At 57.3% G+C, this 14,018-nt stretch carries 10 protein-coding genes; 9 read left to right on the forward strand and 1 reads right to left on the reverse strand.

All coding sequences use genetic code 11. The annotated features are described in order from the left end of the window. Window positions 1–9 precede the first annotated feature (9 nt). Window positions 10–5,490 carry an AAA family ATPase gene (locus VL197_04850; GenBank protein HUJ17301.1) on the reverse strand — a complete coding sequence of 1,827 codons (5,481 nt, stop codon included), beginning with the start codon at window positions 5,488–5,490 and terminating at the stop codon, window positions 10–12. A 331-nt stretch (window positions 5,491–5,821) separates the two neighbouring features. On the opposite strand from VL197_04850, the gene rimP reads away from it, so the two are divergent. The 9 genes from rimP to rpsO all read left to right on the forward strand — a co-directional run bounded on the left by rimP (window position 5,822) and on the right by rpsO (window position 14,011). Continuing rightward, window positions 5,822–6,286 (forward strand): ribosome maturation factor RimP, encoded by a 465-nt coding sequence (rimP, locus tag VL197_04855; GenBank protein ID HUJ17302.1) that lies wholly within the window; start codon window positions 5,822–5,824, stop codon window positions 6,284–6,286. Window positions 6,287–6,432: 146 nt separating this feature from the next. Continuing rightward, a complete protein-coding gene (nusA, locus tag VL197_04860) occupies window positions 6,433–7,761 on the forward strand; it encodes a transcription termination factor NusA (GenBank protein HUJ17303.1) in 1,329 nt (442 codons plus the stop codon). Between the two features lie 24 nt (window positions 7,762–7,785). Further along, a complete protein-coding gene (locus VL197_04865) occupies window positions 7,786–8,370 on the forward strand; it encodes a DUF448 domain-containing protein (protein HUJ17304.1) in 585 nt (194 codons plus the stop codon). A 41-nt stretch (window positions 8,371–8,411) separates the two neighbouring features. Then, entirely contained in the window at window positions 8,412–10,991 is a 2,580-nt protein-coding gene (gene infB / locus VL197_04870) for a translation initiation factor IF-2 (protein ID HUJ17305.1), read from the forward strand. A 38-nt stretch (window positions 10,992–11,029) separates the two neighbouring features. Further along, window positions 11,030–11,311 carry a DUF503 domain-containing protein gene (locus VL197_04875; GenBank protein HUJ17306.1) on the forward strand — a complete coding sequence of 94 codons (282 nt, stop codon included), beginning with the start codon at window positions 11,030–11,032 and terminating at the stop codon, window positions 11,309–11,311. A gap of 82 nt (window positions 11,312–11,393) precedes the next feature. Further along, on the forward strand, window positions 11,394–11,771 hold the full coding sequence (gene rbfA, locus VL197_04880) for a 30S ribosome-binding factor RbfA (GenBank protein ID HUJ17307.1): 378 nt from the start codon (window positions 11,394–11,396) through the stop codon (window positions 11,769–11,771). Window position 11,772: 1 nt separating this feature from the next. Continuing rightward, window positions 11,773–12,765: a bifunctional oligoribonuclease/PAP phosphatase NrnA gene (locus VL197_04885; protein HUJ17308.1), complete on the forward strand. Its 993-nt coding sequence runs from the start codon at window positions 11,773–11,775 to the stop codon at window positions 12,763–12,765. Beyond that, on the forward strand, window positions 12,749–13,627 hold the full coding sequence (gene truB / locus VL197_04890; protein HUJ17309.1) for a tRNA pseudouridine(55) synthase TruB: 879 nt from the start codon (window positions 12,749–12,751) through the stop codon (window positions 13,625–13,627). The genes VL197_04885 and truB overlap by 17 nt, the downstream gene beginning before the upstream one ends. Before the next feature lie 120 nt (window positions 13,628–13,747). Further along, window positions 13,748–14,011, forward strand: a complete 264-nt coding sequence (gene rpsO, locus VL197_04895) for a 30S ribosomal protein S15 (protein ID HUJ17310.1) — start codon at window positions 13,748–13,750, stop codon at window positions 14,009–14,011. Window positions 14,012–14,018 lie beyond the last annotated feature (7 nt).

The raw sequence follows: 14,018 nt of genomic DNA on the forward strand, positions 1-14,018 counted from the left end.
AGGAACGGTTTATGAGTGCGATATTCGTGACAGCGGTATTTCCAGGGAGATGCACATGCCTTCCGCCGCGGTGATCGTGACGGAGCCCCCGAGCTCCGAAGCCCGTCTTTTCATATTGTTCACACCGCGGCCTTTTCCGACGATAGCTGCCTCATCACACCCCTGACCGTTGTCTTGGACTGCGAGAACGAGACGCTCTTGATCAACGCGGAGGCGTACCGTGACCCTCGTCGCTCTTGCATGCTTTATGACGTTCGTGAGCGCCTCCCGATAGATCCTGAATAGATGTAAAAACAAGAGACCCCCCGGCTCAGCAGCGGTGTTCTCAATCTCCGTGATCATCTCGAACGCTATCGCATGAGGTTGAAATGTTTTCGCCCCATGGCTGTTCATCTCCGCTGCGAGCGAGCGCCAGCTGTGGTCCCTGCTGTCAAGGCTGAACATGAGGCTCCTGATTTCCGTAGTGCCTTCGCGCGCAAGGCTCGAGATCGTGTCGAGCGAATTCTTGATGTCGCCGCGGGAGAGCGCTTTTCGGGCGACCTCGGACAGCAGTCCGATGTTGGTTGTTATACCTCCGATGCCGTCATGAATATCCATAAGGATGTTTTCTTTTTCCCGCTGATGACGCTGTTCTTCATCGATCTTTTCCCGGTAGTGCCGTACGTTTTCTTCATGCAGGCGCAACTGTTCCTGTTCAGCTTTCTTCTGATCTGTGACGTCAAGGAGGGTTGCGATCATTGCCTTTTCCCTGCCGTACTCGATCCGTCGGGCCGTCGCCAGCACCCATCGATCTTCGCCATCCTTTCTGACGATCTTGAACTCGTACTGCTCCGGAAGGGGCCTCCCTGCAAGTCGGTCAGCGGCACGCTCACGCACCAAATCCAGGTAGTCGGGATGGATAATGCTGCTGAAATCCATTGCCGGAAATTCATCGCGGCTATAGCCCGTGATGGACTCCGTTGCCGGATTGACGTAGAGAAATGCATCCTCCCGGTAGATGACGATCCCCGACCTCATGGTCTCGGCGAGGGTCCGGAATTTTTGTTCGCTCTCCTGAAGCGATTCCTTTGCGCTCCGGGACTCCTCGTACAGCGTGGCATTTTCCAGAGAAATGGCAATCTGGGAGGAAAGGGCGTCAAGGATTTCCACCCTGCTTGGAGTGAAGGCATGGGACGTAAGATCGTTTTCGAGGTAGAGGATGCCGGTGAGCCGTCTCTTGTTGATGATGGGAGTGCAAAGGATTGACTTGGATGCTTGGTCTATGATGTAAGGGTCATGAGTGAACATGCCTTCATTCTCCGCATCGTTCAGAACCACGGCCTCGAGCGTTCTTGCCGTATAATGGACGACGGATTCGGCCAACACCCTGCTGCCTTCCACGGGCAGGGACCGGAGAACGAAGAAGGCGCCATTCTCAGCCCTCCCTTCAGCTTCCAGATAGAGTCGGCCGTCCCGCTCCAGGATCAGTAGACCTCTCCTGGCCCCGGCATTTTCCATCACGATCTTCATCAGTTCCCGCAGCAGCCTGTCCAGGGAGATCTCACGGGAGATCGCCTGGGAAGATTTCAAGACCGCCGTAAGATCGAGGGCAGAAGAACCCGTCGGAGGAAGCTGCTCTGAGCGTTCTGCGCTTATGGTCCTGACAGAGACCGGATTGGAGAAGAGTTGAGCTGTGCTCGCGAACAGCGTGGCATATTTATCTTCAAGCTGCTTAACCTTAGCCGTTGCTCCCCATTTTTCATAGCAGGAGAGGGCTTCCATCAAATAGGCCCTAGCGACGTGCTCCCGCGCCCGCGTAAGATGGAACCGGGCCGCCAGCTCGTTGGCGATCGCCTCTTCCTGCACGAACTCATTTTCTCGTGCCAATTTGATTGCCTGATCGTACAGATCCTCTGCCTGCTGATATTTACCCTTGAGACGTGCCATTTCAGCTGCGACAAGCGAGTATTTATGGAGGTAGTTTGCGTGACAGTTGTTAGCCCATGTTTTCATCGTCTTTTGATTTTTTTTCAGCCTATTCCAGTATGAGCGTTTATCCCTGGAATCTCCTGTGGGATATAATGCCGTCAGCGTGAGAGAATAGTAAAAATTGTGATGGGGGAGATAGTACATGCCGAGCAGGTGGTCCCTGTCTTTCTGCAGCTCTTCGGACATCTCGAGAGCGCTGGCAAAATCGTCGAACAGGAACAACAGGGGGAGCTTCAAAATACGGTATATGCTCAGCACAAACTGCCGGTCATAGGTATTTAATTTACGGACGAGTTCCCCCTCATCGAAATGATCGCTGTCAAAGGTCGTGGGCCCCTTAGTCAGGCCGCGCAGCGCTTGGATGGTCCGATGAAAAGCAGTTACCGACAGGAGCATGTCCTCGTTCTGGATCTGTTCCAGAACTTCGAGGTAGCTCTCCGCCAGTTGCTGAACGTCCTTCAGGTGATCGCCTTTGACGAGGCTCGTGAAGGTGTGTACGCCGGCGCAGTACCCGGCATATACGAAATTGCCCGATTCCAGCCCGGAAATATGGCCGTCGATGAAAAGGCCGACACTGGTGCTTAGATGCCGCACCCAGTGATTTACAAATCCGGCCAGGATGAAATCACATTGCGACCGCAGGGACAGGTCGTGCTGCTGATTGCTCAAATGTACGGCAAGGTCTGCCAGTTCGTATCCGCGTTGGTACTTGCCAAGGACAGCGCTGAGGATCAGGCCGTACGTGGCATACCCCAGGGGAGCTGCGTTCGTGCGCCCGTACCTGAGCGTGATTGTGAATACTTTGAGCATGATCAGGCTTAACAAGTTTTTATCGGAGAAGTAAGCCGCCGGAGCCATGCTGATCAGGATCTGGGTGATCACCTGCCGGGCCGGGTCCCGCATCTCCGGTAGCAGGACCAGATCATCAGCTTTTCGCCTTCTGATATACCACTTGATCTTGAGGATCTCTGCGAACTGTATCAGACTGCCCGGGTGGGCAGGCAGGTTGAGGCCGAGCAGTTTCAAGCCCTCACTGCCGTATTCCAGCGCTTCTGCAGACCTGCCCCTGTTCTGCGACAGGGCGGTCTTGATGCTATACGCCTCCGCTTTTTCCCGGTTCGTTCTAACATTCTTCAGGATCACATCAAAGAGTTTCTCTGCTCCCTCGAAATTACAGTTGAGATACCGGCACTCCGAACACTCCATGAACAGATCAAGGGTCAATGCATATTGCTCCCGCCAGCTGTCCAAGGCAAGGAGATCGATCCCTTTTGACAGATACCTTTCCGCCGCCGCATAGGCGGTCGACGCTTTTGCCTTTTTCCCGGCCATGAGATTCAGTGCCGCAAGTTCGTACTTTTCAGCCTGATCGGTTATCAGCTCGGCCCCTGCGTTCAATTGGTCGGCTATATAAAAAACTTTTGCATGTACGTTTTCTTTTTTTGTTTGCCGCAAGACGAGATAGCCGATCTTATAGTGGATATTCTTTTTCTCTTCGCCGGGGATCAGGGAGTAGGCAGCTTCCTGGATCCGGTCGTGGAAAAACAGGAAGTTCTCATTTGCGGGTATGACGAGCCCCTCCCGTAGGGCTTGGTTGAGGTCCGCCAATGCCTGGTCGGATGATTTGTCATACACAATCGCCAGGGTTTCCAGATCAAACCGGTTCCCGATACATGAAGCCAGCTTTAGTATTTCCTGGGTCGCGGTCGAAAGCTTGCTGATTTTTCCCACCAGGAGATCGACCACATTATCGGTAACGTTGAGATGACTGATTTCATCAATGCTCCATCTCCAGCCATGCATGGCTTCGTAGACGAGCATCTTTTCCTCATAGAAGACCTTCAACATCTGGCTCACAAAGAAGGGACTTCCTCCCGTTTTTTGATAGACGATCCGGGCCAAGGGTTCGGACTGTCCAGGGGAGCACCTGAGCGTATCAACGATCAATTGATTCACATGCTCAACGGTTAAGGAGGGCAGGTTAATGCTCGTAACGTTCACGCCTCCCGCTGAGAGTTCGTCGAACAGGAGCAGCAACGGATGGCCGGCTTTGACTTCATTATCACGATAGGCCCCGATGACAAAGAAATGTTTAATGTTAGGATCGGTGATCAGGATCTTTATCAGGTTTAGACTGGCCAGATCAACCCACTGCAGATCATCCAGGAAGAGGACCAGGGGATGCCCTTTCTCTGCAAATGCTCCGACAAATCTCTGAATGACCCTGTTAAACCGGTTCAGCGCTTCGGTGGGCCCCGCGTGGGACAGCGCCGGCTGCTTGCCGATGATGAGCTCAACCTCGGGGATCACATCAACGATTATCTGCCCATTGACACCGAGGGCTTGCGTGAGCCGTTCTTTCCAGAGGTGGACCCGTTCTTCACTCTCGGTCAGTATCTGCCTGATAAGAGTCTTGACGGCCAGAATGACGGCACTGTACGGCACGTTTTTCTTCAGTTGATCATATTTGCCCGAAATGAAATAGCCTCTCTGCGCAAGGATCGGCTTGTGGATCTCATTGATCAGGGCTGTTTTGCCTATGCCCGCATGGCCGGTCACGAGCAGGAGCTCGGTGGTTCCCTGCCGTATCCGATCAAACGCAGCCATCAGGCTCTCAATCTGGCGCTCCCGGCCGTACAACTTCTGGGACAGAGTGAACGTCTGAGGGATGTCACGGGTGCCGAGTTCAAAGCGTTCGACCCGGCCGTCATTGTTCAACTGGGCCAGACAGGTTTGAAGGTCTGCCTCCAAACCGTATCCGCTCTGGTACCGGTCCTCGGCGTTCTTCGCAATGAGCTTCATGACGATGTCTGAGACAGCCGAAGGAATACCGGTCTTGACCTTGCTCGGATATTCCGGCTCCATGGCAATATGGCTGTGAATAAGCGCCAGGGCGTCGGTCGCTTTGAAAGGGAGTTCCCCGGTCAACAGTTGATAGAACACTACACCCAGGGAATAAAAATCCGTCCGGTAATCAACGGACCGATTCATGCGGCCTGTTTGTTCGGGAGACATGTAGGCGAGGCTGCCGCCTGACAGGTCAGGGCGGTGCTCCTGCCCGAGCAAGGACGACATGCTGAAGTTGGTGATCTTGACCTGTCCGGTGTCCGGATTGACGATGATGTTGGAGGGCCTGATATTTTTGTGAATAATCTGGCTTTGATGCAGTTCGCTCAGTATCTTCGAGACCCGGATTGCCAGGTCTAGAAAAACCTGCAGTGGTGCCCCTCTTTGATTGAGGAGGCTTTTCAGTGATACGCCGCCGAAATCTTCGAGGATCAACACCGGACCGCAGTCTGAGGCAACCATTCCGTAGGGTCTGACAATGCCTTCCAGTCCCAGGGACTTCGATAACTCATATTCGTGCCGGAGCGCCTCGATGTTTTCAGCGGTCAGTTGTTCGGGCCGAAGCGTCTTAATGGTGACCGGCTTCTTTTCGTCAACGTTCCATCCATGGTAAACGATCGCTCGGTTACCTTCGTAGAGCTGGCGTAAGACCTTGTATCCAGGGATCGTGATCATATGTTGCATCCCTCTTCTTCCGCTCGGCCTGGCGGGTAGGAGACGATGTCGCTCTCAGCGAGTTCATAAGGAGAATAGGCTGGAATAACCAAAATATCGCAATGTACGCAGTATTACAAACTGGTTTTCTACTGTCAAGTCAAATAAGTGTTCCGGACCTTCTCGTTTCCACTGAAGACCTCGCACCAGCGGCCCAATGCAGCCTGATTTGATCGTTTGCATCACTTTTCCCTTGCTTTCCTCTTCCTGCTGTGTTACAAAGTAACAACACTCTCGGAAATCTCGTGAAGAGTGGGCATCTTTTGCCCACTCTTTTTATTTGGGGGAAACAATGTCCGATGCCGAGGACCGGATACGGCAGGTGCTCGACCCGATACTGCGGTCGCTGGGGCTGGACCTCTGGGAACTGGAGTTCCAGAAATCCGGGCCCAAGTGGCTTCTCCGGGTCTACATCGACCGGGAGATAGGCGGTGGCGTGACGCTGGGCGACTGCGAGGCGGTGAGCAGGGACCTGGGCACGGCGCTCGATGTGGAGGACTTCATCCAGCATGCATACACACTCGAGGTGTCGTCGCCCGGGCTTGACCGTACGCTGACGAAACCGGAGCACTTCATCCGCTTCACCGGCCTGGCGGTCAAGATAAAGACCTATCAGCCGATCGACAAGGAAAAGGTGTTCAAAGGAAAGCTGCGGGGCATTCTTGATACCTTCGTGAGAGTGGAGGTCGCAGAGGGAGAGATCCTGGCGATACCACTCAGCAATATCGCGAAGGCCTCGCTCGAGGTTGAGTTTTAGCGAGACAGTTGGGGCGCAGATTGATGCAGTTAAAGGCGGATTAACCGGACAGGACGCATATCGTGTCTGAGAAAAAATCTTAATTCATCCGCGTGTATCCGCGCAGTGTTTTTTGATTTTGTGTATTCATTTTCAGGAGGAAAGCAATGAGCCAGGAATTGATCCAGGTGATCGATCAGATCAGCAAGGAGAAGGGAATCTCGAAGGAGATGGTGGTCGAGGCCGTCGAATCGGCGCTCGTGAGCGCGGCCAAGAAGAAGTACGGAACGCAGCGGATCGCGGTCCAGATCGACCCGAAGCGCGGTGATATCATCATGTACGCCTACAAGAAGGTGGTCCCCGAGGTCGCCAACGCCGAGGAGGAGATCACGCTGGCGGAGGCGATCGAGCTCTTCCCCGAGGCCCAGTTGGACGGCGAGGTCCCGCTCCAGGTGCAGTTCGAGGGGTTCGGCCGCATTGCGGCCCAGACCGCGCGCCAGGTGATCGTGCAGAAGGTGCGTGAGGCCGAGCGCGACGTGATCCTGAAGGAATTCAACGACAAGATCGGCCAGTTGGTCAACGGCATCGTGCTGCGCCATGAGAAGGGCGCCTACTATATCGACCTGGGAAAGACCGAAGCCGTGCTGCCCGCGCGCGAGCAGGTGCCCCGAGAGAGCTACCGCAGAGGAGACCGGGTCAGGGCCTTTGTGCTTGAAGTGCGGGACACCTCCAAGGGACCGCAGGTCGTGCTTTCCCGGGCAAATCCCGACTTCGTCTCCCGGCTCTTCGAGATGGAAGTGCCGGAGATCTATGAGAACATCGTCGAGGTCAAGGGCGTCGTCCGTGAAGCGGGGGACCGAACGAAGATCGCCGTGGTATCCAAGGACTCCCAGGTGGACCCGGTGGGCGCGTGCGTCGGCATGAAGGGTTCGCGGGTGCAGGCCGTCGTGCGCGAGCTCCGTGGCGAGAAGATCGATATCATCCCGTGGTCCGAGGACCCGCGCATCTACATTGCGAAGGCGCTCAGCCCGGCCGTGGTCGAGAAGGTCGGTGTGACCGAGGAGGACCGGTCGGCGCTTGCCGTGGTCGCCGACAGTCAGCTGTCGCTCGCGATCGGTAAGAAGGGCCAGAACGTCAGGCTCGCGGCGAAGCTGACGGGCTGGAAGATCGACATCCTGAGCGAGTCCGAATACGACCAGGAGCGCCAGAAAGAACGCGAACAGGAGATCGAGGCGGCCATCGTCGAGGAGACGCGCAAGATGGCCGAGGAGACCGAGGCTGCCGAGACCCTCGAGGCCGAAGCGGCAGCCGCCGACGAACTGACCGCGATCGAGGGCGTGGGGCCCAAGACCGCCCAGGCCCTCCGTGAGGCCGGTTACGATACCATTGCGAAGGTGGCGGCCATGGCTGACGAGGAGATCCTTGCCGTGCCGGGGATCGGTGAAAAGACGGCACAGAAGATTCTCGATGCCGCGCGCGCCCATGTGAAGAAGTAAAACGCGGCGGAGGGCCGGATTGATATGAAACACGGACCGGAGCGGACCTGCATAGGGTGCAGGGGCGTCTTCCCGAAGGATGAGGTCGTGAGGATCGTGGCAGGTTCAGACGGCACGGTTGTCCTGGACTACCGCGAAAAGCTGCCCGGTCGTGCAGTCTATGTCTGTCCCAAGCGGGCATGCATCGAGGGCGCGATGAGCAAGGAGGCCCTGTCGCGGTCGCTTAAGCTCAGGATCAAGTCGCCGTCGGCGTCAGAATTCACGGCGATGCTCGTTTCGGCCATTAACGGCAAAGTCAGAGCTCTCATTTTCATGTCGGCCAAGTCGGGGAAATTGGCGGCAGGGTATTCAGCGGTGCAGGACGCTCTGGAAAAAGGCCGAATCGAAATGCTGATCTGGGCCCAAGATCTGTCGGACGGCACGAGGGAAAAGCTCCAGCAGGCGGGGGCAGCGTCCCTCCGCCAGGCAACGATGCTGAGCCGTGACGACATGGGGGAGATGCTGGGCCGGGAGCTGGTCGGGGTCATTGCCCTGCTTGACCGGGGCCTTGCAAATGCTGTCTGGAACGAGGCCGGGAGATTAAATAGCTTGATAAATAACGGTGAGTAGAGTAATATACTTTCGCTTAACTTGTTGGGGGTACGAGATTAATGACCGTGATCAGGGTACATGAACTGGCAAAAAAAATGGCGGTGGAAAGCAAAGACCTCATTACTGTTCTTGAAAAAATGGGGATCAAGGGAAAGACTCCGTCAAGCGGTCTTGATGACAAAGAGACCAAGTCCCTGATTGAGAAGTTAAAGGCCATTCGCAAGGACAAGGAAAAAGACAAGGTCAAGAAGGACAAGGAGACTGTTGGCGAACCCGTCGTTTCGCGCGAGGAAAGAATGAAAAAGGCGGCGGCGCTGATCGGAAAGTTCTCGTCTACGCTCGAGAAGCCGGGCGCAAAGCCCAAGCCGGTTCCGATCCCGCCGATGCCGAAGCCGACCATGCCAGCCCCGCCAGTCCTCCCGCCGGCCAGCCAGCTGAAGCCGGCTGTGGCCGCTCCTCCGCCTCCTCCCGCTGCTCCCGTCATTCCCCAGCCGCAGACAGTGGCGGCCACTGCCCAGAAAACCGCTCCCGCAACAACGAGCGTCCGGCCCGCGCAGGTGCAGCCGGTTCCGCGGCAACCGGGCATGGGACCGCGCCCGTCGTTTGGAGCACGCCCCGGTGGACGACCGAGTTTCGGATCGCCGGTGCTCGTGCCGTCCCAGGTGCCGCCTGCTATGTTGCCAGCTCAGGCGCCGGGTAAAGGTTCCAAGAAGAAGTGGCAGAAAAAGAGCGAATTCGAGCAGAAGCAGGAGCGCGAGTTCCGGGAAAAGCCGTCGTTCAAGAAGCTACCGGACCTGAAGACGCTTCCTGCCGGCAAGAGGCCGCACAAAAAGGATGAACGTCACGGTTTGCAAACCGATGTCGCCGACATCACGAAGCCCAGGAAGAAAGTGGTCAAGATCCAGGAAGGCTGCACCATCAAGGAATTTGCCGAGGTAATGGGCCAGAAGGTCGGCGACGTGATCAAGAAGCTGATGACCATGGGAGTTATGGCGACGCAGAACCAGACCATGGACATGGATGCCGCCATGCTCTTCGCCGATGAGTACGGGATCAAGGCGGAGATCGCGAGCATCGAGACTGCCGAGGATATCCTTGAGGAGGCGGCCGACACGGTAGAGTCCATGGTGACCCGTCCTCCGGTGGTCACGATCATGGGCCACGTGGACCACGGAAAAACATCGCTCTTGGACGCTATTCGCGAGACGAACGTCGTTTCCCGGGAGGCGGGCGGCATAACGCAGCATATCGGCGCTTACCAGGTAAGCCTCAAGGGGAGGGATATCACCTTCCTGGATACCCCGGGCCATGCGGCATTCACGGCCATGCGGGCGCGCGGCGCCCAGGTAACGGACATCGTGATCCTCGTGGTGGCGGCGGACGACGGAGTCATGCCCCAGACGAAAGAGGCCATCGCCCATGCGAAGGCGGCCAATGTGCCGATCATCGTTGCCATCAACAAGATCGACAAGCCGGAGGCAAAACCGGATCGCGTGAAGCAAGAACTGACCGAGTTTCAGCTGATCCCCGAGGCGTGGGGCGGCCAGACCATCTTCTGTGAGGTGTCCGCCAAGAAGAAGATCGGACTTGAGCAACTGCTCGAAATGATCCTGATCCAGGCCGACGTGCTCGAGCTCAAGGCGAATCCCGACAAGATGGCCCGCGGAACCGTCATCGAGGCAAAGCTGGACAAGGGCCGCGGCCCCGTTGCGACCGTGCTGGTCCAGTCCGGTACGCTGAAGGTCGGTGATTTCTTCGTAACCGGCGCCCAGTTCGGAAAAGTGCGCGCGCTCATCAATGACAAAGGCGAACGCGTCGACCGGTCGGGTCCCTCAGCCCCGGCTGAGGTCATCGGGTTCTCGGGGGTGCCGCTTGCCGGCGAACGGTTCGTCGTGCTCGAAGAGGAGCGGAAGGCCCGGCAGATCGCCGAGTTCCGGCAAGCCAGGCAGCGAAGCACCGAAATGGCCGCAATGAAAAAGGTCACCCTCGAAGACCTGCATGCCCAGATCCAGGACGGCATGGTGAAGGAACTGAACATCGTGATCAAGGCTGACGTGTCCGGATCGGCGGGCGCCATAGTCGATTCGCTGGAAAAGCTGTCGACGCCGGCCGTCAAGCTCAAGGTCATCCACAGCTCCGTGGGCGCCATCACGGAAACCGATGTGATGCTCGCAGCGGCATCGAATGCCATCATCATCGGCTTCAACGTGCGGCCCGAGCCAAAGGGTGCCGACCTCGCCCAGCGCGAAGGCGTGGACATCAGACTGTACAACATCATCTACAATGCCATCGATGATATCAAGGCGGCTATGGAAGGGCTGCTCGAGCCCACGCTTAAAGAGAAGGTCCTCGGAAGGGCGGAGGTGCGGCAGACATTCCACGTGTCCAAGGTGGGCACCATTGCCGGCTCCTACGTGCTCGAGGGCACCATGACGAGACAGGCGGACGGCGTCCGGGTGCTCCGCGACAACGTGCTCGTGTACGAAGGGAAGCTCCACTCGCTCAAGCGGTTCAAGGACGATGTCCGCGAGGTGCAGGCCGGCTACGAGTGCGGACTCGGCGTGGAGAACTTCAATGATATCAAGGTCGGCGACGTCGTCGAAGCGTATGTCATGGAAAAGGTAGCGGCAAAACTGTAGAAGTGCGTCGTCGCGGCATCGTCCGGTTGACAGAGATCATGTTTATCGGTGTTTGTACTTTTGAACTGCATGTGCCCGACAGCGGCTCGCTCAAGACGAAGAGACAGTCGCTTCGCAGCCTGAAGGACAGGATCCGGAACAGGTTCAATGTCTCCGTTGCGGAAGTCGGAGACAACGACTTGTGGCAGAAAGCGTCCCTCGCAGTCGCGGCCGTGAGTAACGATAGATCCCACCTCAATCAGACGATGGACCATGTCATGAACCTGGTCCGCGCCGTTCCCGAACTGAGCCTCCTGGACTATCATATAGAGATTTTTTAAGAGAACAGAGCAGAAGGCAGAGCGCAGAGAACGGGCAAGCATCTGCGGCTTTTCGTCTGTCCTCTGGGTTTCGACCATTCCTATGTCAAAACCGTCATTTAAAAGAGCCGACCGGGTGGGCGATCAGGTCAAGCATGAGATCGCCGACATCCTGATGCGCAAGATCAAGGACCCGAGGATCGGTTTCGTCACCGTTACGGACGTTGACGTTGCCGACGACCTCAGGAACGCGACGGTCTACGTGAGCATTTACGGCAGCGATGCCGAAAAACAGGAATCACTCAAGGGATTGCGGAGCGCGGCAGCGTTCATCCGGTCGGAGTTGGGCAGGCGGATGAGGATGCGGTACGTGCCCGAGCTGTCGATCCGCTTCGACGCCACGGTGGAGCGCGGTGCGCATATCATGGAGCTCCTGCGCCAGATCGAGGAAAAAGAAAAGAAAGACCACGGGGATGAGTAGCGTGTCCGACATCGCAGCTGCGCTGCGACGCGCAAACAGCATACTCCTGTCGGTGCACAAGAGCCCCGATGGGGACGCGCTCGGTTCGCAGCTCGCGCTGAAACTCGCCCTCGAGAAGCTGGGAAAGTCGGTGACTGCCCAGAACATAGACCCCGTACCCGAGATCTACCGCTTCCTGCCGGCTTCGGAGACGATTCTGACGGGAGGCCGCATCGAGGGCAGGTACGATGCCATCGTAGTGCTTGATTGCGATCCGCCCCGCACGGGACTGTTCGACAGCGGGTGCCCGGCGGATGTGCTTATCAACATCGATCACCATGTTACGAATCCGGATGAGTGGATGCTGAGCCTGATCGATCCCCACGCTGCAGCCACGGGAGAAATGGTCCATGCGGTCATTGTGGAGCTCGGCGTTCCGATCGATCGCGACATGGCCCTCTGCCTGTATACGTCTATCTTCACGGATACCGGGTCATTCCGGTATACGAATACGAGCGCCAAGAGCATGCGCATCGCCGCGGACATGATTGAAGCGGGTGCCGATCCGTGGCTGGTGACCGAGAATGTGTACGAGTCCTTCGCCTACCGCAGACTGAAGCTGCTCGGCACGGTCCTTGCCGGCATGGAGCGAAGCGAGGACGGCCGTATCGCCTGGGTTGTGGTCACCGAGGAGCTGTTCCGCTCGAACGGTGCGACGGCGGAAGACACGGAGAATTTCGTGAATTTCGTCCGTTCCACGAAGGGAGTGGAGGTAGCGGTCCTGTTCCGCCAGACTGCTGAGGCGCAATACAAGATAAGCCTGCGATCAAAAGGCCGCATTGACCTCTCGACGCTTGCCCGTGCGCTCGGCGGGGGGGGGCATGCGAACGCCGCCGGGGCCGTTTTGGACGGCACCCTTGGCGAGGTCCGGAAAACGGTCATCGATGAAGTTGCCGCCGCCATCAGTGCGCAGCTCGGCAGCGGGAACGCGGTTGAACATGGAAGGCATTCTTAACGTCCATAAACCGTCAGGCATCACCTCGCACGACGTGGTTCAGCGCGTGCGACGGATGCTCGGGGAGCGCCGCGTGGGCCACACGGGAACACTGGATCCTGCAGCAACGGGCGTTCTGGTGCTTTGCATCGGCAAGGCGACCCGGATCGCGCAGTACCTCGAGGCGGGCGAGAAGGAGTATCAGGCGGTCATGCGCCTGGGGGTGACGACGGATACCTTTGATGCGGACGGCCGCGTAGTCGAAACGCGAGGGTATGCGCCGCCGGATCGTTCGAGCCTGCTGCAGGCGCTGAAGGGTTTTGTCGGATCGGCCCTGCAGACGCCGCCGGCGTATTCCGCGGTAAAGGTGGGAGGAGTCCCGTCGTACAAGCTGGCGCGACAGGGGAAAGCACTGCCGCTCACTCCGCGGCAGGTGACCATTCGGGGCATCGAGCTTGTGGCCTACAACGATCCGCTCCTGACCGTCACGGTCACCTGTTCGAAGGGCGTCTATATCAGGACGCTCTGCTCGGACCTCGGCAAACAGCTGGGCATGGGAGCGCACCTGCTGAAGCTCGTCAGGACACGGTCAGGCGGTTTTCTGATCTCCGACGCGCTCACTCTTGACCAGCTTGACGGACTCTGCCGTGAGGGCGGGGCTGAGGCCGTGATTATTCCCATGGAAAGGGCGCTTTCGGATGTTCCGGCCCTCACGGTGAGCGATGATGATGCGGACAGGATCACGCACGGGAATGGGATTTCCCGGCCTGTAGCCTTCTCCGGGGAAGGCGTTCTGGTTCGCGTCCACGATCAGCCAGGCAGATTTCTGGCCCTGGCGAGGGTGCGGGGCGGAGAGATAAGGCCGGAGACCGTTTTTGCCTGAGGGAGCAGCGAGCGTGCATGGGGATTATTCTTTTCGCGGGTTCCAACAAAATGCTTTACAATACACGGAAAATATGATATTTTCCTGCTTTAAAACTCACGGAAAGGAGGGTACGGTTGAATGGATAAAGAACAGAAAACCAGTCTGATCAATACGTATCGCAGGCACGGCTCGGATACCGGTTCTCCGGAAGTGCAAATTGCGCTTCTGAGCGGCAGGATCAGCCATCTGACGGAGCACCTGCAGGCGCACAAGCAGGACCACCATTCACGGAGAGGTCTCCTGAAGATGGTCGGTCAGCGTCGGCGCCATCTGGATTATCTCAAAAAGAACGACCTGGAGCGGTACCGTCAGGTGATCGACCAGCTCGGCATACGCAAATAGCACAGGC

The sequence above is a fragment of the Nitrospirota bacterium genome, assembly GCA_035516965.1.
In the GTDB taxonomy this organism is placed as follows: Bacteria; Nitrospirota; UBA9217; order UBA9217; family UBA9217; genus MHEA01.

Excerpts from the sequence above, each read along its gene's own strand:
- infB (HUJ17305.1), top strand. The coding sequence starts at position 8,412 with ATGACCGTGATCAGGGTACATGAACTGGCAAAAAAAATGGCGGTGGAA.
- VL197_04875 (HUJ17306.1), top strand. The coding sequence starts at position 11,030 with ATGTTTATCGGTGTTTGTACTTTTGAACTGCATGTGCCCGACAGCGGC.
- rbfA (HUJ17307.1), top strand. The coding sequence starts at position 11,394 with ATGTCAAAACCGTCATTTAAAAGAGCCGACCGGGTGGGCGATCAGGTC.
- VL197_04850 (HUJ17301.1), bottom strand. The coding sequence starts at position 5,490 with ATGATCACGATCCCTGGATACAAGGTCTTACGCCAGCTCTACGAAGGT.
- VL197_04865 (HUJ17304.1), top strand. The coding sequence starts at position 7,786 with ATGAAACACGGACCGGAGCGGACCTGCATAGGGTGCAGGGGCGTCTTC.
- rpsO (HUJ17310.1), top strand. The coding sequence starts at position 13,748 with ATGGATAAAGAACAGAAAACCAGTCTGATCAATACGTATCGCAGGCAC.
- truB (HUJ17309.1), top strand. The coding sequence starts at position 12,749 with ATGGAAGGCATTCTTAACGTCCATAAACCGTCAGGCATCACCTCGCAC.
- rimP (HUJ17302.1), top strand. The coding sequence starts at position 5,822 with ATGTCCGATGCCGAGGACCGGATACGGCAGGTGCTCGACCCGATACTG.
- nusA (HUJ17303.1), top strand. The coding sequence starts at position 6,433 with ATGAGCCAGGAATTGATCCAGGTGATCGATCAGATCAGCAAGGAGAAG.